Genomic DNA, 19,693 nt, shown 5'->3' on the forward strand with positions numbered 1-19,693 from the left:
AACGAATTTATCGAACACGAAAGGGAGTGTCGCAGATCGCCTTTAAAGTAACCGTAGGAACAAACCGAGAACGAGGTCCTGGGATTTGCGCGGGGCGTCAGACCAAAAAGTAGTTGGACCAAAACCAAGTCAGATCAAACAATCAAAGCACAAACCCCGAACGCAAATAAGACCACTAGCCCCCAGACCCCAAGCACTAGCACCAGCCCCAAAGAAGGAACCATGCACAACCCGCAGCGCTACGCCGTCATCGACCTGGAAACCACCGGCTTCAGCAAATCCGATCGCGTGATTGAGATCGGTGTGGTTCTGCTGGACCAAGCGGGCAATGTGGAACGAACGTGGGAGACCATCGTGCAACCCAACCGCGATATTCCCAATAGCTTCGTGCATAAACTCACGCCCTCGCACCTGGTGCATGCCCCTCAATTCGAAGACATCGCCGGGGAACTCGCGGAGATCCTTCACGGGCGCACCATCATCGCCCACAACGCGCCCTTCGATATCAGGTTTTTGACTACCGAGTTCGAAAGAATCGGCGTCACACTTCCTGCCTACGGCGCTTGGGTCCACGACACCTTGCCGCTGTGCCGCCAGTGCTTCCCGGAAACCAACGGATCGCTAGACAAGGTCGCCAAGCTTTTGGGCATCACCAACGACCGCCCGCACGCCGCTCTAGCCGATGCGCTGGCGACCGCGGAAATCTATCGCCACCTGCGCAATGACCTCGGCCGGGTGGCTTCCGGCGCCGCAAGTCTCGCCGTGCCACCGACAACTTATCCTCGCCGCGGGCGGGCGATCTCTCGGGACGACGCCACTGGGGCCGCGCCACACGACGGCAGTTGGCTGGCGGGCCTGGCGGCGAAGCTCCCCGGAGGGCGCGGAACAGCGGATTCCGACCGTTACCGCAAGCTGCTCGCAGCGGCACTTGCGGATAGGCACCTGTCAGCCAGCGAGATTAAGCAGTTGGAGGAAAGCGCTGTCCGCGACGGGATATCGCACGATGACATCCTGGCGATTCACGAAGACTTCCTGCGGCAACTGTCGGTAGAAGCGTGGCTGGATGGTGTAGTCACCGAGGAAGAAAAGCACACCCTGCGCACAGTGGCTGGTCAGCTCGGCGTGGACGCGAACCTGACGGAACAGCTCATTGCCACGCCCCAAACCGGCGAACAAACCGTGGGATTGACATTGACGCCGGGCGATCGAGTGACGTTCACCGGGCAACTCGACTTGCCCCGCGGCGAGTGGGAACAGCGCGCGAAGTCGGTGGGACTAGATGTCGGGGGAGTGACGAAGAAGTCCGTCCTTGTGGTTGCCGCTAACCCGGATTCCACCAGCGGGAAAGCGCGGAAGGCCCGCGATCTTGGCGTGCCGATTATCGGTGAGCGCGTGTTCGCGCAGTTGCTTTCCGCTATGGCGGAGGCCGAGACGTCCCCGGAACCCGACATGGATGCTGCTGGGGTGCACAGCGCAGAGCCGAAGAGGACCGCATTGTTCCCATGGCTGCGGGAGGTCGAATTCGAAGAAACCGAAGAATTCGACACCTTGCGAGCCGCGGAGCTGTGGATTGAGCACCATCCGACACGCGCGTTGCATTCCCTTTCGCACGTGTTCGGAGGAGTGCAAGGGGACGAAGCTCGCGGGCAGAACCACGGTGGAATGCTGGAACTGCGTGTAGACACCCCTACGGAACGGCGATGGATGGAACTGTTCGTCAACCCGCTGGATGCGAGTGTGATGGACCTGCGGGGCGTCAAAGGAATGGGGAAGCAGCGCGTAAGAAACGCTGTTGAGCGTGTAGTTCTGGCCGCGATCGACGCCGAAGAAGCGACCGGAGAACATTTGGAAGATGGCGATCGGTTGGGTGCGGGAATGTATGGGGGATTGGCTGATGAATTCTATGACTCCGAAGGGGATGGGGCTGGGGTTGAGTCTGTGACTGGGGCCGAGGCTACGGCTGGGGTTGCGACGCGAAGTGGGCTGCGCAGCGGGGAGATGCTGGCTAGTGTGCCCACGAATGAGGTGCGTTTGTGGTTGGGATGGCTGCAGCTCAGCGGAATGAATGCGGAGGCTGCGGGGAGCGTGGTGCCTACCGCTAACGACTCGCTGGCGGAGTACGTGCCGAACCTGATCGACAGTTGCGGGGAGGTAGATCCGGTAGAGGATGTGTTCCGTGTGGCGGTGGACCCACTGCGTGCGGCAACGCGGGGTGACAACCGGAAGTGGTTGATCCTGATGGAGCGTTGGTTCGGCGCGGCCACGCTCGATGAGCTGGGGCAAAGGATGGGTGTGACTCGCGAGCGCGTGCGTCAGTTAGAAAAGCAGATGGCGGAGCAATTCGAGGCCCATCGGGATTTGTTTGACCTGGTTGTGGCGCGGATTCATCAGTGGATCGCGCCAATCGCCCGGGTGGAGCACGTGCGCAGGGACCTGCCGGCGCTGGCCGCGGTCGCTTTCGGCAGCGACGTGACCTACAACGACGTGTTCATGGCTGTGGGGCGCGTGGAGAACGAGGGACGGGCAACAGCGCCATGGACTGTTGAAGGTGGGTGGATTTGCGAGCCAGATTTTCCGCAGCGGTTGCGCGATGCCGTGGAGGCTACGGCGAATGAGGACGGCATTATTGCCTTGGACGACGCGGCGCGGGCCGTGGGCATCGATCGCGAGACGTTCGAGGAATTCTGCGCGCGCGAGATGATGGCGAAGTGGATGATCCTGGATGATCACGTAGTTGTCCGAACCGGTAACTACCCGGATCGTGCGGTGGCGGTGCTGGCGCTGCAGGGCGAGCCGATGACAGCGGAGGACATGGTGGAGGCCAGTGGTGGCGGCAATGCCCGGAGCGCGGCCAACCAGTTCAGCGTGGATCCGCGATTGGTGAAAGTTACGGCGTCGAAATGGGCGCTCGCGCGGTGGGAACACGAGGAGTTCAGCAGCATCGCAGACTGGATTGGCCAGCGGATCGAGTCCAGCGAGAATACGGTCGAGATTCCCGGGCTCGGCGAAATCCCTGCCGTAGGCGTCGCGGAGCTCATCGCCGAGGCGGAAGCCAAGGAAGTCGCGGAAAGCTCGGTGAAGCTGTACGCCAACGGTAGTGACTACCAAACCATCGATGGAATGGTCATCCGTCGGCCAGCGGAAGAGACTCAACGAGTGTCCCGCGTTCCAGAGGAAACTCGCGACCTCGTGAACATCGATGGTCACTGGCACCAGCTGGTGACGGTGACTCACGATCATCTACGTGGCAGTGGTTCCAGCGTGGGGTCCGGCCTGGCCAATCACTTCGACCTCGGATGGGGGGAGGAGAAGATATTTGAGTCGCGCTTGGGTGACCAGCGGTTGGGTGTGAACAAGCTGGGGCAGACTAACACCTCTACCGTGCGGCGATTCCTCGAAGACCTGGGCGCGCAGGAAGGTGATCGCGTGTTCCTCCGCTTCGGCAACGACGGCACTTTCGACGTGATCCCAGCCCCGGCTGTTCGAATTGGAGCGGCAGCGGGAACGTCGGCGGGATCGGGTGGCTCGGGTGGCTCGGGAGATTCCGTCGACTCGCACGTTGGCAACTCAGGTGTTGGTGATTTGGGTGCTGGTGACTTGGCTGCTGGCGACTTGGGTGCTGGCGAGGCGCACCCACCTATCGCCATTGTTTATGACGCCCTCGGCCTGCCCGCCACCGATTTCCGCGGTTCATCGGAGCAGCTTTTGGAGCCGATCAATGTTGCCCTCGGGTTGCGTCCGGGAGCTCCGCGCCGACGGGCGGTCGCGTTGCTTACGCACCGTCGGCAAGAAGACCTCGCGGACATTGTGCGCGGGCTGAGCTAAAAACGTACTGCTGCAACCCATCGATCATTTTGCGTAAAAGCAAGTGTGTGCCTCCAACCTCGCTATTCTTAGAGCCATGAGCTGGAGTAATGGCGATTGGCAAGCCAAGCAGGAGCAATTCCGTAACGCAGCATACTTAAAAGAAAGCCTGATTCAAGAGGCACAGCAGCTGGCTCACAGTGATGACTTCCGGTCGGCTGGCCCCCGGATGAAGCAACTAAGCGCGGAATTCAAGAACGCCGGTTTTGCGGGCAAAGACGAAAATCAACGCTTGTGGGATGAGTTCTCTCACGCACGTAGCACTTTCTACGAACGCCAGAATCAATACTATGAACAGCGAGATTTAGAAGCTCAAAGGAATGCGTCACAAAAGAGAAGAATCATTTCTGAGCTTCAATCGCTTCTTGGAGCCCAAGACTTTCGCGAGCCCGGCCAGCGGGCGAAATCATTGCATGCAGAATGGAAAGCCATTGGGTTTGCTGGTCATGACGAAAACCAGATGCTGAACGATCAGTATTACTCCATTCGTAATGAATTTTACGAACAATCAAGACTTCACTGGGAACAGCGCTCTATGGAAATGGAGTTGAACAAGAACAACCGGATGCGGCTGGTAGATCAAGCCGAGTTCATAGCCGATCATCCTGACCCGAAAAGTATGAGTGGCGATATGCGGACACTGCTGCAGCAGTGGAGGGAACAGCGCGGTCCGCTCAAAAAAGAAGATCGGGAAGAACTGAACCGGCGGTTCTGGGCGGCCAAAGATCGTTTTTATTCACGCCGCGACGCGCAGTTCACGCAAGGCTAGAATCAGTGGTCGTCCGGAAAAGGGGAGAGGTCCTCGGTGCAAGACGATCCAGCATGGAGGCCGAAAGACAAGATTGATGCCATCAAGCACCTTGAACAAGCCATCCGAGACAAGGAACAGGCTGTTCGACATGCAGATGCGCATTTCGAAAAGGTGCGCTCGCAGGGTCGTAGTTGGCTTCTACCTTCTAAGCAGAATGAACGTATCGCCAAAGCCGAACAATGGCAGCGAATTCATCGCGAGGAATTGGAAAAACTCTACAATCGTCTATACAAACTCCGGAATCAGACATAGTCGCCTTCTTACGATCCACCTGTGCCGGCATTTTTGAGCCGTCATTAGTGCAGGCGGTGGCCATGCAGATTAGTTTTCTATTGGAATGAACTACGGTTAATAGTGATACTTTTTCTCGATCGTTGTTTCCAACGAGGCGTAAATACCAGTCGTGGCGACTAGTATCCGGCTGCGGCACATTGTTGAGAGTCAATGTAACCGTGGCGGCAACCGTATTCGAATTGGAGCTGTCCACTTCCTTTATTTGGCGTGCCGTCTGGAGCAGTGCCGTATCCGCACTTGTATGCGGGGCAAGTCCCGCCGTTAGTGTACGGCACTTCCGATGGATCGAGACCGGCGCCACGTTCTGATTCCATGTATGTGTCAGCCCCTGGCTGGTTGACGCAGAAATCCGTCGCTCGAATTGTTCCGTCGGACATGCGAGATGGGCCCGGCGTGCCTGGTAAGCACTCGATAACGTATGGCTCTTGAGTTGGCGCTGCTGCGGGCGTTTCAGAAGAAGCCTCTGTAGGTACGGGACGCGGGGCGGTAGGTGATGGAGCGGGTTTCAACGGTTGAGTCGTGGTAGATAGAGCCGTAGACGCGCTGGGAGCGTTGCTGGTGGTAGCAGGTGTTGTCGTTGTGGCTTCGTCGCTGCTTGAACATGCACCCAGGGTTAGCAGGGGCATGATGAGTGTGGTTGTGAGTGCCTTGTGAAGTTTCATGTTGCGTTATCCCCATAAGAGACGTGAATAGTGCTGAAAGTGAGCTGGAGTGGTGCCCCAGATGAGACGCGAACTCACTCTCGACCGGCTGCACTCATTCACTGAGAATCCTCCGGATTAGAAAATACCTTAGCTCGAACAGCGAACTAAGGAGGGATAAATGGGGTGTTGATCCCACATAACGGCAGCACCGAAGGCGTGGATTCAAGCCAACTACACCATGACCAAGGGACGGTGTACAGAAGAGAAACGCGGTGCGACAAGGTAGGCTCCATAGAGTTTTAAGGAGGGTGAGCCATCTTGTGGAACAATGCTCAGGTTCTTGTTCTTTTCGCTCGACATAATGAGACATTTGAGGAAGACTTCGTGGGTGTGGCCCTCACCCGTGAACAGGAAAAGGCCATGGGAAAGCATGTTGATTCCGATACCGTCACGTGCTGGACGGAGCGGGTTACGCTGCAGGGCTGGGAAGGGGAGCTGAATGAACACAATTTCCCCCAACCTGTCTTTTTGGTTTTTCGTGCCGGAGCTGCACAAGGCGAGAAACGTAAGGAAGATGGGTTGGACCCAGAGATTCTTGGTGCTTTCGTTTCTCGTGTAGCCGCCGAAGTAAAGGTTGAGTCACTAGAGCGTGCGAACTCGATTAGTATACCTAGCAAGTTTCACATCTGGGAGTTGCAATTCGGTTGGCTCGCAGAACCATACAGGCACAACGGCCCACCGGTTCCGAAGTACTAATGCCCAGGTAGGGACATGGCAACACTTGGCCAGGCCGGTGCGGGGCAAGAGGTTCATTCGTGGGACTCTTTCACCGTCCATCCGGTGGTTAGATAGATTTCGCCAATACCTTGTGCACCTGGAGTGGCATAAGAATTGGGTTCAGTCATTCTAAGCGTAGACCGTGTTCTCTTTGTCTCGATTGCTCCGCATATTGCCGCAGGCTGAGGTAGCACAGCGAGGAATGCGGATGTAACTTATTGTAGCGCCGTGACCATTGTCCTACGAGTAGTCGGGCATGATCAGGGCTGTCGGTGCTGTTATCTTTTAACAGTTCGTCTGGTCTCTGGCACGCTGGTAGGAACAATGTGACAGCCCGACAATCTGGCAGACGCGCCGTTGGGAATGGCTCAGCCCGACCAGATGCCAGACGGCATCATGGCGGCGAGCTGGGCTTAGAAGCTTCCCTCTGATACTTCTTTCCAGTCTGCTTTCTCCCGCTCTGCGTGGGCCAACAAACGCTTCAAACGCGCGTTTTCGTCATGAAGTCGTTGCAGTTCTTTGGCATCACTCTTCGTCTTCGACCCGTGCGTTGCCTGCCATCGGTTCAGAGTCGTTTCGCTAATCCACAGTTCAGTAAGGATCCTAGCCGTTGCCGCCCGTGATTTTTTCAATACACATGCTGCGTCGAGCTTGCGAACAATCTGTTCGAGAGTGTGTTTGTTGAACTCTTCACCATTGCCCCATTCTCCCCACCCGCAGGCAGTGAGTTCAATCGGCAACACTCAAGTCACCTAGACCTAACAAACTAGGGCACTTCATTGGTGCCAATAAATACGTTCAACTTTAGTGCGTGTGCGAGATTACGAAAAAATCCAATTTGACGTTATCTTTCTTTCGTGCGGTGGGCATCTTGCCATCATTTCCAACTCGCCGATATACCATGTCGTGTTTGACGAGTTAGAGCAGTTTTGGGCCCATATGTGTGATGTATTTCATGTGGTATTGGGGATGTGGTGATCGTAATAATGTGCGACTGTCATATTCGTAAGGGGATGTATGTTCCATGACTCAACAAGAGGAGTGAGGTTTGAGAAGGCGAAAGGTTTTCACCACAATCTGGGTGGCTGCGCTAGGGGTGTGTCTAGCCACAGCCCCACAGGTGGCAGCAGCGCCTGTCGGTAGTGCGCAGGGGCCCGAGGATTTATCGGGAGTAGCTGTGCGGTATGTGAAGTCACGAACTCCAGAAGAAGCACAGCGGATTCTCGACCAGCGCAGCAATGGATTCCAACCCTACGCGATTGAAGAGAAATACGGACCGTGCACCTTGTATCCACGTAATGTTCACGTTAGAACGAAGACGGGCGATGGCGACGCAGAGATCATCGGTTTTAAGCCAAAGACTGAATGTAGTCAGCCGGTGGAGTCAATCAAGCATGAAAGTACATTGAAGTATAAGTACTACGCGTGGTGGAGAGACGCACCACTGAAGTTCGGCGTTCCTACCCGAAGCGGTAACAGGGGTGTTGCGCGCCTAGAGCAGAGAAATGTGGAATTCCACTGCAATGGGCTCGTGGATACAACCTTCATCGGGCACACTGTAGGGACAATTGTTGCTAATGGGGAAACCTTTCACGCAGCGGTGAATACCGATGTGTTCCGGAACCGGTGCAGAGTCTAAGAGGGAGTGAGACATCTTGTCGAACAATGCTCAGGTTCTTGTTCTTTTCGCTCGACATAATGAGACATTTGAGGAAGACTTCGTGGGTGTGGCCCTCACCCGTGAACAGGAAAAGGCCATGGGAAAGCATGTTGATTCCGATACCGTCACGTGCTGGACGGAGCGGGTTACGCTGCAGGGCTGGGAAGGGGAATTGAATGAGTGCAACTTCCCTCAGCCTGTCTACCTCCTGTTTGAAGATGGGGTTGGACAAGGTCAGAAGCGTAAAAAAGAGGATTTCGATCCTGAGATTCTAGGAGCGTTCGCTTCCCGTGCAGGCGCTGAGGTGGCGGTTGATGTTTTACGACAGAACCAGGGGAGCTTAAAACCAAGACGCTACTATATCTGGGAGTTGCAGTTCGGTTGGCTCGCAGAACCATACAGGCACAGTGGCCCACCGGTTCCGAAGTACTAATGCCCAGGTAGGGACATGGCAACACTTGGCCGGGCAGGTGCGGGGCAGGAGGTTCCTTCGTGGGACTCTTTCACCGTCCATCCGGTGGTTAGTTAGTTTTCGCCAGTACCTTGTGCACCCACGGAAGCGCCGTATGGATCAGTGAATGCAAATACCCCCGCGCTGAAATGGGGGTTTCAGTAAGCGTTCTGACCTCGGCCTACACGACCCCTTCAGATAGCTATCCCGTGACGAAGTGCCTACCCCAAGTCAAGCGGATTCTCGACCAGCGCAGCAATGGATTCCAACCCTGCGCCATTGAAGTTCGGTGTTCCTACCCGAAGCGGTAATAGGGGTGTTGCGCGCCTAGAGCAGAGAAATGTGGAATTCCACTGCAATGGGCTCGTGGATACAACCTTCATCGGGCACACTGTAGGGACAATTGTTGCTAATGGGGAAACCTTTCACGCAGCGGTGAATACCGATGTGTTCCGGAACCGGTGCAGAGTCTAAGAGGGAGTGAGACATCTTGTCGAACAATGCTCAGGTTCTTGTTCTTTTCGCTCGACATAATGAGACATTTGAGGAAGACTTCGTGGGTGTGGCCCTCACCCGTGAACAGGAAAAGGCCATGGGAAAGCATGTTGATTCCGATACCGTCACGTGCTGGACGGAGCGGGTTACGCTGCAGGGCTGGGAAGGGGAGCTGAATGAACACAATTTCCCCCAACCTGTCTTTTTGGTTTTTCGTGCCGGAGCTGCACAAGGCGAGAAACGTAAGGAAGATGGGTTGGACCCAGAGATTCTTGGTGCTTTCGTTTCTCGTGTAGCCGCCGAAGCAAAGGTTGAGGCACTTAACAAGCAACACTGTCACGGAAGCATGAAAAATTTCGAGGTTTATAAGTTTCACATCTGGGAGTTGCAATTCGGTTGGCTCGCAGAACCATACAGGCACAACGGCCCACCGGTTCCGAAGTACTAATGCCCAGGTAGGGACATGGCAACACTTGGCCAGGGCAGGTGCGGGGCAAGAAGTTGCTTCGTGGATTCTTTCACCGTCCATCCGGTGGTTAGATAGTTTTCGCCAGTACCTTGTGCACCCACGGAAGTGCCGTATGGATCAGTGAGTGCGAATACCCCCGCGCTGACATATGTGGTGCCCCAGGTGAGACTCGAACTCACACTGGACGGGTTTTGAATCCGTTGCCTCTGCCAATTGGGCTACTGGGGCGCGCACCACCACAGTGATGCAAGTGCACCGGACCGAACCGGTGTACCCAGCGAGATTACAACAATGTCATCGAGGAAACAAAATCCAACCCGAACGAGCGGGTGGGCGAGGCGCCCGGGGAGGAGCGCAACTGCGGGGGATGAGGGCGTCGGGAAGAAAAGAAAGAGCCAACGAGCCACCGAAGTGACCACACCTCGGCGATGTCCGAGCCTCCGTTAGAGTAGGGAGCATGACTAAAGGCAAGCTGCTTCTTCTCGATGGCCACTCCCTAGCCTTCCGCGCGTTTTACGCACTTCCCGCCGCGAATTTCTCCACCACCGGCGGCCAGCACACCAATGCGGTGTACGGATTCCTTGGCATGTTCTTGGGGCTCATTGAAAAGGAGCAGCCCACCCACGTGGCAGCCGCCTTCGACCTTTCGGGCCCCACCTTCCGCGAAGAGCACTTTCCGGAGTACAAAGCCCAGCGCCCCTCCACACCACCGGAGTTCAAGGGCCAGATCACGCTGATCCGCAAGGCTCTCGAAGCCCTCGGCATCACCACCCTAGGTAAAGAGGCCTACGAGGCCGATGACATCATCGCGACCCTTGCCACGCGCGGCGACAAAGAGGGCATGCAAACCCTCATCTGCACGGGTGACCGTGATTCCCTCCAATTGGTCAACGAGGACATCACTGTCCTCTACACACTCAAAGGCGTATCGGACCTGCACCGGTTTACCCCCCAGGCCGTTGAAGAAAAATACGGTGTGACCCCGCAACAGTACCCAGATCTCGCGGCCCTGCGCGGTGATACCAGCGATAACATGCCCGGCGTGCCCGGCGTGGGCCCCAAAACTGCCCAGAAGTGGATCACGCAATGGGGCAGCCTGCAGGGGGTAATCGATCACATGGACACGATCAAGGGCAAAGTCGGGGAGAACCTGCGGGCGAACATCGACAACGTCACCCTAGCCCGCGAGATCACCGAAATGGTGCGTGACCTCGACCTCGTGGACGACCTCGACGACCTACGCCCCAAGCACATCGAAGCCAGCGAAGCACTGGCGATCTTCGAGGAGCTGCAGTTCGGCACCAACCTGCGCAGCCGCACCTTCCGCATCCTCGGTGTGGAGTTCGAGGACACCACGGTCTTGCCCATCACCCGCGAACACCTCGACCGCGGAAAACTCGCCCAATGGCTGAAGAAGCGAGCCACGGGAACCTCCCGGGCGCTCGCCGTCGACATCGACGGTGAACGACTGACGGTCCTCGATGGGGACCACGTGGGCGTCGAGCTAGATTTGGCGGACCTGGACCCTAAGGACGAGAAAGCCGTACGAACCTGGCTGGCCGACCCCGCTGCGCCCAAGTGGTTCCACGATGCCAAGAAAGCATTCCACCAGCTGGCGGCACAAGGGTTGGAACTCGACGGGGTGGAGCACGATGCTTCCATTGCCGCGTACCTCTTGCGCCCCGACGTGCGGATCTCCGACCTCGGCGACATTCTGCAAAGCCAAGCCGGCCGCGAACTGCCCCCGAAGGCCGACGGGTTTGATCGCGCCCAGGCCGTCCGTGATCTCGTGAAAGTTCTGACGGAAAAGCTGGCCATCGCCAGCCAGGAGGAGCTGTATTACGACCTCGAGGTCCCGCTGTGCCTGATCCTGGCGCGGATGGAGCACGAAGGCATTGCAGTGGACGGCGAGCAGCTGCAGGAACTTTCCGATGACTATGCAGCCAAAATCGACGAAGAAGTCGCAGCCGCCCGCGAGCTGGCGGGGGATTCCAAGCTGAACCTCTCAAGCCCCAAGCAGTTGCAAAAGGTGTTGTTCGACGACTTCGACCTGCCCAAGACCAAGAAGACCAAGACCGGGTACTCCACCGCCGCGGCTGAACTGGAGAAGCTCGCCGCCCAGAGCAACCACCCGTTCCTCGCGCACCTCATGGCGCACCGCGAATACCAGAAGATGAAAACCACCATCGACGGGCTCATTGAGGCCATCGCCGATGACGGGCGGATTCACACCACGTTCAACCAAAAGGGAGCGGCGACTGGGCGCCTGTCTTCCTCCGAACCGAACCTGCAGAACATCCCCGTGCGTACCGAGGCTGGCCGGCGGATCCGAGCGGCCTTCCACGCCGATTGGGGCGAGGCCCTGCTGACGGCCGACTACTCGCAGATTGAGATGCGTGTGATGGCCCACCTGTCGCAGGATGAAGGCCTGATCGAGGCCTACAAGTCCGGCGAGGACCTGCACAATTACGTCGGTTCCCGCGTGTTCGACGTGCCCGTGGACCAAGTCACCCCGGAGCTCCGCCGCCGCGTGAAAGCCCTGAGCTACGGCCTCGTCTACGGCCTCAGCGCGTTCGGGCTGTCCCAGCAGTTGGGGATCTCCGCCGGCGAGGCCAAGGTCATCATGGAAAACTACTTCACCCGCTTCGGCGGGGTGAAGCGCTACTTGGACGAAGTTGTAGAACAGGCCCGAACTACCGGTTATACGGAAACTCTTTATGGACGACGCCGCTATCTTCCCGAACTCAACTCCTCCAACCGGGTCGCGAGGGAGAATGCCGAACGCGCTGCGTTGAATGCCCCGATCCAGGGAACAGCAGCCGACATCATCAAGTTGGCGATGCTTCGCGTGGACCGCGCGATTCGGGAGCAGGAATTGAAGTCCCGCGTTCTGCTGCAAGTGCACGATGAGCTAGTGGTGGAGGTCGCCAAGGGCGAATTGGACAAAGTGGGTGAACTCATGCAGCGCGAGATGGATGCGGCAGCGCGCCTGCGGGTGCCGCTCGAGATCAGCGCGGGGCACGGCACAAACTGGGACGCGGCTGGCCACTAGGGTGGCAGGTCGCTGCCAATGCGTCAACGGGCCTGCGAGGGGTGTCCACGAAGGGGGTGCCGCCTGCTGCACAGTTCGCCGACTACTGTGCTGCCTGCCGACTACTGCATAGTTCACCGGCTACTGTGCTGCCTGCCGGCTGTCGCGCTGCCTGCCGACAACTGCGCTGCCTGCCAACTACCGCGCAATGCTGCCCTCCCTGCGGTCGGCAGCGTGGTCGTACACGTGATCGTCGGGCGTGTCTTGGCCAAACTTCCGCTCGACGAAAAGCATCACCAGGACGGCTAGTGCGCCCACGGCCATGAGCCCCACGTGGGTCCAGAGGTCACCGTTGGGGGATTGCAGCGTGGCGTCGGAATCCTGCCAAGGCCACAGCGCCCGCAAAGAGCCCAACATCAGGCCAGCCATCACTGACAGTGTCATAGTGCGGTGGCGGGTGAGGAGCTTTTCCAGAGAACGAACGAAAAGCACAATGCCGGTCAGCGCGCCGGCGGCAAAAACGGCGATATAAGTGAGATCGCGGTCCGATACGGCGGCCAGAGTGGCGCTATACAAACCTACCGCCAGCAGGAAGAACGAGCCCGATACACCCGGAAGAACCAATGCGCAGATCGCTACTGCGGCCGCGCAGTAGACGATCAGCAAGTTCGGATCAGATTGGGGTGCGGACGTGATACCCGTGAGCAAAAACGTAGCAACGGCCGCGACGAGGGCGGCGATAGTTGCCGGCAGGTACATGGGCTTGAGGCAATGGGACACGATCTGGCGCAGTGGCGCGATCATCGTCAACGGCACCGAAATGGAGACCAAGACCATGCCGAAGAACAAGGCGCGTGACGCCGATGGGTGATCGGTGACGAAGCTCTCCATCACGCCGGACATCGTGACAACAACTGCGCCCATGCCGAGCAGCAACGGGATAAGTAGGAGCCAATCGAGGCGACCGAAGAGGCGCATGGCCTCCGGGCGATTACTGGGCAGAGTTTTGGCGGCGTCCAAAAAACGGTTAGCGTTGAACAGTACGCGTTCGTAGATGCCGGTGACGAGGGCGATGGTGCCGCCGGATACGCCGGGAACGAGCTCTGCCATTCCTACGAGGCCGCCGCGGATAAGGTTTGCGATTATTTCGAAAATCTTCATCGCATTGAACTTTAGGCACTTTTTCGACAGATGGCCAAAAGTGATAGCGCGGTTCGGATAGCCTGTTTGCGCATGTCGACAGCCTTGTGTACTCTAATCACCGTTGTGTGTCTGGTGAGGGTGATCACGTCACCACTTCACGTCATGAACTCCGAACGGGCCTCATGTTACTCGAGTTAATCGTGTGACAGCTGGGTTTAGGTAAATGGCGGGGAGTGGGCGGGATAATCCACGCTAAGACTGCAGGTCAGGCGGAAAAATCCGCTTGGCGAAGAACTGTCCATCCCTATATTTGATCCGTTTCGGAGAATTTAACCGTATGCCCACCAACAACGTCCCTCAGGTAGCCATCAACGATATTGGCTCCGCTGAGGATTTCCTCGCCGCTGTCGATTCCACCATCAAGTACTTCAACGATGGTGACATTGTCGAAGGCACCGTCGTCAAGGTTGATCACGATGAAGTCCTGCTGGACATCGGATACAAGACCGAGGGCGTAATCCCTTCCCGTGAACTGTCCATCAAGCACGATGTCGACCCAGGCGAGGTCGTTGAGGTCGGCGACGAGATCGACGCACTTGTTCTCACCAAGGAGGACAAGGAAGGCCGCCTCATCCTGTCCAAGAAGCGTGCTCAGTACGAGCGCGCCTGGGGCGCTATCGAGGAGCTCAAGGAGAAGGACGAGCCCGTTACCGGCACCGTTATCGAGGTCGTCAAGGGCGGCCTGATCCTGGATATCGGCCTGCGCGGCTTCCTGCCCGCTTCCCTCGTCGAGATGCGTCGCGTTCGCGATCTGCAGCCTTACATCGGCCAGGAGATCGAGGCAAAGATCATCGAACTGGACAAGCACCGCAACAACGTTGTGCTGTCCCGTCGCGCATGGCTCGAGCAGACCCAGTCCGAGGTTCGCTCCGAGTTCCTGCACCAGCTGCAGAAGGGCCAGGTCCGCAAGGGTGTCGTATCCTCCATCGTCAACTTCGGTGCATTCGTTGACTTGGGTGGCGTAGACGGCCTGGTTCACGTTTCTGAGCTGTCTTGGAAGCACATCGACCACCCATCTGAGGTAGTTGCCGTCGGCGACGAAGTCACAGTTGAGGTTCTGGACGTCGACTTGGACCGCGAGCGCGTTTCCCTGTCCCTGAAGGCAACTCAGGAAGACCCATGGCGCGTATTTGCCCGTACCCACGCGATCGGTCAGATCGTTCCGGGCAAGGTCACCAAGCTGGTTCCATTCGGTGCGTTCGTTCGCGTCGAAGAGGGCATCGAGGGCCTGGTTCACATCTCCGAGTTGGCAGAGCGCCACGTCGAGGTTCCAGATCAGGTTGTTGGTGTTGGCCAGGACGCAATGGTCAAGGTCATCGACATCGACCTCGAGCGTCGTCGTATCTCCCTGTCCCTCAAGCAGGCTGACGAGGATTACACCGAGGAGTTCGACCCATCCAAGTACGGTATGGCCGATTCCTACGACGAGCAGGGCAACTACATCTTCCCAGAGGGCTTCGACCCAGAGACCAATGAATGGCTCGAGGGCTTCGATGCTCAGCGGCAGGAGTGGGAGTCCCGCTACGCAGAGGCAGAGCGCCGTCACCGTCTGCACACCGCTCAAATCGAGCGTAACCGTGCCGCTGCTGCTGAGGCTGCAGCCAACGGTGAGGGCGGATACTCCTCCGAGACCGCTGCAACCGAGACCGCTGCAGCTACTGAAGCTCCATCCGACGCCGGAACCCTGGCTTCCGATGAGCAGCTGGCGGCTCTGCGCGAGAAGCTCGCCGGCGGCGCTGAGTAAGAACCCAGCGGCGCTGAGTAAAAACCCAGCGGGGTTGAGTAGGAACCCCGCCCTTTTGGGAGTGGCCTAGACTCCGAGTAGGTCGCGATTCTGTTCAGCGCCCTGCAGTATTGAGCAACTAGTATTAGCTAGGCTCTAGAATCTGAAAGCACCCACCTTGTGTGGGTGCTTTTGGCATTGTCGATGCGGCGATAGCCTAACTCAGGCAAAGGGAAAGTCCTCAATTGATGGCCATCAATTGAGGACTTTTTCAGGCAGCACGCCTTCGACCCGAAACCGCGCTCCGCTCTACGTTCTTTGGGGAAACACGCGCTCCAGGAGTTACAGTGCTTCGTAGCGCCCCACAGCGTGGATCTTATCCAGCTTGTTTGCACTGCGTACCTGTAGGTCCCATGCGCCACCGTTGTTCTCGGTGAACACCGCAACCTTTGCCGGCAAGATCACTGGCTTCGCGAACTGCACAGTGAAGCGGCCCGCCTTCGGCAGCTGACCCTCCAGCACGCGCAGCATCGTCGCCGCGGTCCACATGCCGTGCGCGATGGTCTTCGGGAAACCGAAGGCCTTAGCACCCACGCTAGAAACGTGGATCGGGTTCTTGTCGCCCGAGGCCTCCGCGTACTCCTTGATGTCCGAGGGCGTCACACGGATAGTAGCCGTCGGGCGTGGCTCCTCCAGTTCACCTGGCTGTGGCAGCACGTAGCCGTTGGTTGGCTCTTCCTTCGCGTCCTTGAGCTTCTTGCCCAGCGCCAGCATGGTGGAGGTCTGTTTCCAGACTTCTTCGCCTGCGACGGACACAGTGGTTTCCATGTCCAACAGAACACCCTTGTGGTGCGGACGAACGCCAGCGGTGTGCACGCGGAAATCCAGCTCATCCTCCACGGTCAGGGGGCGAGTCTGCTCAATCACGTTGGTTAGGTGGACCAACCCAACAGCGTTAACAGGGAAGTCCTTCGCCCCGAAGACCTTCATCATCAGCGGGAAGCCCAGTACATAGGGGTACGTGATAGGTAGCTCATTGGTCAGGCGCAGACCCGTAGCAGCGTTGTATTCCGCCAAATGCGCAACATCCACCTTTACCCCCTTGACCTCGTAACCGGTCTGGGGAGTGGAGTTCACATTGCGCTTAGCACCTACAACTGGCAGCAGATCCTTTGCCGCGCTGCGGTACTCTTCCATGAGCACCGGGATCTTCGGCAGCTGCTTGTACGTCACATTCTGGTTCGCTTGAGTCATTAAAACGCTCCTTTAAGCGTGATGCTCCGGAACAAAAACCCGAAGCGTGATTCCGCTGATATCGCTTAGGCACCCATCATCGCCTGGCCGCACACGCGGACCACGTTGCCGGTGACGGCCTGGGATGCTGGGGAGGCGAAGTATGCGATTGCTTCGGCGACGTCCACGGTCTCGCCGCCCTGCTGCAAAGAGCTCAGCAGACGGCCACCCACGCGGGTGCCGAATGGAATAGCGGCGGTCATCTGGGTTTCGATGAAGCCCGGGGCAACAGCGTTCACGGTGATGCCCTTAGTCGCTAGCTTTTCGGACAGGGAATCGACGAGGCCGATCACGCCGGCCTTGGTAGCGCCGTAGTTGGTCTGGCCGCGGTTGCCGGCAATACCTGCGATCGACGCCACGCCGACCACACGACCGTTGTCAGCCAGGCCACCGTTTTCCAGCAGCTTCTCGGTGATGCGTACTGGAGCGACCAAGTTAACGGCCACAACGGAATCCCAGCGGCCCTCATCCATGTTGGCTAGCAGCTTATCGCGGGTGATACCAGCGTTGTGGACGATGATGTCGATTGGGCCGCCGTGTCGTGCCTCAGCGTGCTCCTTCAACTTGTCAGCTGCATCGGCGGCAGTGACATCCAGTGGCAAAGCAGTGCCGCCAACCTTGTTAGCGGTCTCCGTCAAGCCCTCGCCAGCTGCTGGGATGTCCACGCAGATGACCTTTGCACCATCGCGAGCCAGAACTTCCGCAATGGTTGCGCCAATGCCACGAGCGGCACCGGTAACCACGGCGATCTTGCCCGTGGATGGTTTTTCCCAATCAGCCGGCGCGGTAGCGCCGGACTCGTCAACGCGGATGACCTGGGCGTCGACGAAGGCAGATTTACCGGAAAGCACGAAGCGCAGGGTGGATTCCAAACCAGCCAAGGTGTCGTCAATCTTGGGGGAGACGTAAACCAGCTGAACCGTGGCGCCTCGCAGCAGCTCCTTACCCACAGAACGAGTGAAGCCCTCCAGAGCGCGCTGGGCGATGCGTTCGTCGGTATCTTCAACGAGTTCAGGGGTGGTGCCGATGACCAGCAACCGAGCGCAGGGCTGCAGCTGGCGCATCACGGGGTGGAAGAAATCGTAAAGCTGGCGAAGGTCTTCGGGGTTCTTGATGCCGGTGGCGTCGAACACCAAGCCCGCGTATTTGTTGTCGCCGACGGTGGTGGTGATTTTGTAGTCATCGGCGAGGATCTGCTGGATCTGGTTGACCAGTCGTCCGGAACCGCCTAGCAGAACACGGCCGTCGAGCGCTGGCTCACCTGGTACGTAACGGCGCAGCTTGGTTGGAACGGGAATACCGACCTGCTTGGCGATGGTCTTTCCGGCATTCGAGTTGATGAACTTCAGATAAGCATCAGGGTTGGAAGACAATTCCTGTGACTCCTTTGTGACTAGCATTATTCCCAAACCGCCTTCGCGGTCTCCGGGAACTGTGTATGTTCTCATGTATAACCCTACGGTGGTTTTCGTCACCGTGTGGCGAATTGACCACGAAACCCCATTTTTAATTGGAGTGAAAGAACTATGACTGCAGGTACCCCACGTAAGGTCGCCATCCTCGGCGGCAACCGCATCCCATTTGCGCGTTCCAACAAGGAGTACGCAAATGCATCCAATCAAGATATGTTGACTGCTGCGCTCGACGGCCTCGTCGCACGCTACGGTCTGCAGGGCGAAGAGCTCGGCTTGGTTGTCGCCGGCGCCGTGCTGAAGCACGCCCGTGATTTCAACCTCACTCGCGAGACCGTCATGGGTTCCGCGCTGTCTAACTACACCCCGGCTTTCGATCTTCAGCTCGCCTGCGGTACCGGTTTGGCAGCGCTGGTGCAGGTTGCAGACGCCATCTCTTTGGGCCGTATCGAGGCTGGTATCGCTGGCGGTGTGGATACTACTTCCGACGCCCCGCTGGCAGTGAATGACACTCTGCGCAAGACTCTCATCAAGATCAACAACGCGAAGACCACCGGTGAACGTCTGAAGTTGGCCGGTTCCATCCGCCCGGCTCAGCTGGCTCCGGAGCAGCCTTCCAACGGTGAACCACGTACGGGCTTGTCCATGGGCGACCACGCTGCGATCACCGCTCGCGAGTTCAACCTGACCCGCGAGGAGCAGGACCAGCTGGCAATGGAATCCCACCAAAAGCTGGCGAAGGCATACGAGGAGGGCTTCTTCGAGGACCTCATTACCCCATTCTTGGGCGTGCAGCGCGATACCAACTTGCGCCCGGATTCCAACATGGAAAAACTGGGCAAGCTCAAGCCTGTTTTCGGCAAGCGCGATGCAATCGAACACGGCACCAAGGCCACCATGACCGCTGGTAACTCCACCCCGCTGACCGACGGTGCTTCCGTTGTGCTGGCAGCCTCCGAGGATTGGGCAAAGGAGCACAACATTCCAGTGCGTGCTTACTTAGTTGATTCCGAGGTTGCATCTGTGGACTTCCTGCAGGGCCACGATGGTATGACCCCTGACGGTCTGCTGATGTCCCCAACCTACGCAGTTCCACGCATGCTGGAGCGCAACGGTCTGACCTTGCAAGACTTCGACTTCTACGAGATCCACGAGGCATTTGCGTCTCAGACCATCGCCACCCTCAAGGCGTGGGAATCCGAGGAGTACTGCCGCGAGCGTCTGGGCCTAGACAAGCCTCTGGGATCCATCGACCGTGCCAAGCTCAACGTGAAGGGATCCTCGTTGGCGGCAGGTCACCCATTCGCCGCTACCGGTGGTCGTATCATCGCCACCACCGCCAAGCTGCTGGAAGAAAAGGGCAGTGGCCGCGCGCTAATCTCCATCTGTGCTGCAGGTGGCCAGGGCGTTGTAGCTATCCTGGAGCGCTAGAAGCCCAGGCACTGCGTGGGCGCGTGATTAGTGCTGCGAACTTAAGCACAGCCAGCGCCTGCCCCTCTACAGTGGCGCACAAGGCGGTGCTCCGCGTGGCGCACCCCACGGTGTAAACACACGAAAGTCCCCGGC

At 58.0% G+C, this 19,693-nt stretch carries 15 protein-coding genes and 1 tRNA gene; 9 read left to right on the forward strand and 7 right to left on the reverse strand.

Annotation, left to right across the window (positions count from 1 at the left end; translation table 11 throughout):
* Positions 1-222: 222 nt before the first annotated feature.
* The 3 genes from CAURIC_RS04350 (at position 223) to CAURIC_RS04360 (ending at position 4,927) form a co-directional block, all read left to right on the forward strand.
* On the forward strand, positions 223-3,825 hold the full coding sequence (locus CAURIC_RS04350; protein WP_035113360.1) for an exonuclease domain-containing protein: 3,603 nt from the start codon (positions 223-225) through the stop codon (positions 3,823-3,825).
* 76 nt (positions 3,826-3,901) lie between these two features.
* Positions 3,902-4,633 (forward strand): DUF349 domain-containing protein, encoded by a 732-nt coding sequence (locus CAURIC_RS04355; RefSeq protein WP_035113359.1) that lies wholly within the window; start codon positions 3,902-3,904, stop codon positions 4,631-4,633.
* A 36-nt stretch (positions 4,634-4,669) separates the two neighbouring features.
* Entirely contained in the window at positions 4,670-4,927 is a 258-nt protein-coding gene (locus tag CAURIC_RS04360; protein ID WP_035113358.1) for a hypothetical protein, read from the forward strand.
* 158 nt (positions 4,928-5,085) lie between these two features.
* Here CAURIC_RS04360 and CAURIC_RS04365 read toward each other — a convergent pair whose 3' ends face one another.
* Complete coding sequence (locus tag CAURIC_RS04365; RefSeq protein ID WP_235700677.1) at positions 5,086-5,346, reverse strand: hypothetical protein; 261 nt, start codon at positions 5,344-5,346, stop codon at positions 5,086-5,088.
* Between the two features lie 585 nt (positions 5,347-5,931).
* Between CAURIC_RS04365 and CAURIC_RS04370 the strand changes: the two genes are divergently transcribed.
* Positions 5,932-6,369 (forward strand): hypothetical protein, encoded by a 438-nt coding sequence (locus tag CAURIC_RS04370; RefSeq protein ID WP_290183378.1) that lies wholly within the window; start codon positions 5,932-5,934, stop codon positions 6,367-6,369.
* 145 nt (positions 6,370-6,514) lie between these two features.
* On the opposite strand, the gene CAURIC_RS11035 is transcribed toward CAURIC_RS04370, so the two are convergent.
* Both CAURIC_RS11035 and CAURIC_RS04375 read right to left on the reverse strand, forming a co-directional pair.
* Positions 6,515-6,715 (reverse strand): integrase core domain-containing protein, encoded by a 201-nt coding sequence (locus CAURIC_RS11035; protein ID WP_168156006.1) that lies wholly within the window; start codon positions 6,713-6,715, stop codon positions 6,515-6,517.
* A gap of 88 nt (positions 6,716-6,803) precedes the next feature.
* On the reverse strand, positions 6,804-7,133 hold the full coding sequence (locus CAURIC_RS04375; protein WP_083284348.1) for a hypothetical protein: 330 nt from the start codon (positions 7,131-7,133) through the stop codon (positions 6,804-6,806).
* Positions 7,134-8,045: 912 nt separating this feature from the next.
* On the opposite strand from CAURIC_RS04375, the gene CAURIC_RS04380 reads away from it, so the two are divergent.
* Together CAURIC_RS04380 and CAURIC_RS04385 are read left to right on the forward strand one after the other, a co-directional pair.
* Entirely contained in the window at positions 8,046-8,483 is a 438-nt protein-coding gene (locus CAURIC_RS04380; RefSeq protein WP_070433613.1) for a hypothetical protein, read from the forward strand.
* 508 nt (positions 8,484-8,991) lie between these two features.
* Complete coding sequence (locus CAURIC_RS04385; protein WP_290183379.1) at positions 8,992-9,444, forward strand: hypothetical protein; 453 nt, start codon at positions 8,992-8,994, stop codon at positions 9,442-9,444.
* 172 nt (positions 9,445-9,616) lie between these two features.
* Here CAURIC_RS04385 and CAURIC_RS04390 read toward each other — a convergent pair.
* Positions 9,617-9,693 (reverse strand) — tRNA-Leu (locus tag CAURIC_RS04390).
* Between the two features lie 229 nt (positions 9,694-9,922).
* Between CAURIC_RS04390 and polA the strand changes: the two genes are divergently transcribed.
* Positions 9,923-12,517, forward strand: a complete 2,595-nt coding sequence (polA, locus tag CAURIC_RS04395; protein ID WP_290183380.1) for a DNA polymerase I — start codon at positions 9,923-9,925, stop codon at positions 12,515-12,517.
* A gap of 177 nt (positions 12,518-12,694) precedes the next feature.
* Here the strand turns inward: polA and CAURIC_RS04400 are convergent, their stop codons facing one another.
* Positions 12,695-13,657 (reverse strand): DUF368 domain-containing protein, encoded by a 963-nt coding sequence (locus CAURIC_RS04400; protein ID WP_035113356.1) that lies wholly within the window; start codon positions 13,655-13,657, stop codon positions 12,695-12,697.
* A 319-nt stretch (positions 13,658-13,976) separates the two neighbouring features.
* Here CAURIC_RS04400 and rpsA point away from each other — a divergent pair, with 319 nt between their 5' ends.
* Positions 13,977-15,443, forward strand: coding sequence for a 30S ribosomal protein S1 (rpsA, locus tag CAURIC_RS04405; protein ID WP_035113355.1), 1,467 nt, complete (start codon positions 13,977-13,979; stop codon positions 15,441-15,443).
* 321 nt (positions 15,444-15,764) lie between these two features.
* Here the strand turns inward: rpsA and CAURIC_RS04410 are convergent, their stop codons facing one another.
* Positions 15,765-16,676 carry a MaoC/PaaZ C-terminal domain-containing protein gene (locus CAURIC_RS04410; protein WP_035113354.1) on the reverse strand — a complete coding sequence of 304 codons (912 nt, stop codon included), beginning with the start codon at positions 16,674-16,676 and terminating at the stop codon, positions 15,765-15,767.
* Between the two features lie 65 nt (positions 16,677-16,741).
* Entirely contained in the window at positions 16,742-18,115 is a 1,374-nt protein-coding gene (locus CAURIC_RS04415) for a 3-oxoacyl-ACP reductase (protein ID WP_052094850.1), read from the reverse strand.
* A 126-nt stretch (positions 18,116-18,241) separates the two neighbouring features.
* On the opposite strand from CAURIC_RS04415, the gene CAURIC_RS04420 reads away from it, so the two are divergent.
* Positions 18,242-19,558: an acetyl-CoA C-acetyltransferase gene (locus CAURIC_RS04420; protein ID WP_035113353.1), complete on the forward strand. Its 1,317-nt coding sequence runs from the start codon at positions 18,242-18,244 to the stop codon at positions 19,556-19,558.
* Positions 19,559-19,693 lie beyond the last annotated feature (135 nt).

The sequence above is a fragment of the Corynebacterium auriscanis genome (genome assembly GCF_030408435.1).
Lineage (GTDB): Bacteria > Actinomycetota > Actinomycetes > Mycobacteriales > Mycobacteriaceae > Corynebacterium > Corynebacterium auriscanis.

What these genes read in the sequence shown, in the direction of transcription:
- CAURIC_RS04420 (WP_035113353.1), top strand. Translation starts at nt 18,242, where the DNA reads ATGACTGCAGGTACCCCACGTAAGGTCGCCATCCTCGGCGGCAACCGC.
- CAURIC_RS04355 (WP_035113359.1), top strand. Translation starts at nt 3,902, where the DNA reads ATGAGCTGGAGTAATGGCGATTGGCAAGCCAAGCAGGAGCAATTCCGT.
- CAURIC_RS04350 (WP_035113360.1), top strand. Translation starts at nt 223, where the DNA reads ATGCACAACCCGCAGCGCTACGCCGTCATCGACCTGGAAACCACCGGC.
- CAURIC_RS04410 (WP_035113354.1), bottom strand. Translation starts at nt 16,676, where the DNA reads ATGACTCAAGCGAACCAGAATGTGACGTACAAGCAGCTGCCGAAGATC.
- CAURIC_RS04365 (WP_235700677.1), bottom strand. Translation starts at nt 5,346, where the DNA reads ATGTCCGACGGAACAATTCGAGCGACGGATTTCTGCGTCAACCAGCCA.
- rpsA (WP_035113355.1), top strand. Translation starts at nt 13,977, where the DNA reads ATGCCCACCAACAACGTCCCTCAGGTAGCCATCAACGATATTGGCTCC.
- CAURIC_RS04400 (WP_035113356.1), bottom strand. Translation starts at nt 13,657, where the DNA reads ATGAAGATTTTCGAAATAATCGCAAACCTTATCCGCGGCGGCCTCGTA.
- CAURIC_RS04415 (WP_052094850.1), bottom strand. Translation starts at nt 18,115, where the DNA reads ATGCTAGTCACAAAGGAGTCACAGGAATTGTCTTCCAACCCTGATGCT.
- polA (WP_290183380.1), top strand. Translation starts at nt 9,923, where the DNA reads ATGACTAAAGGCAAGCTGCTTCTTCTCGATGGCCACTCCCTAGCCTTC.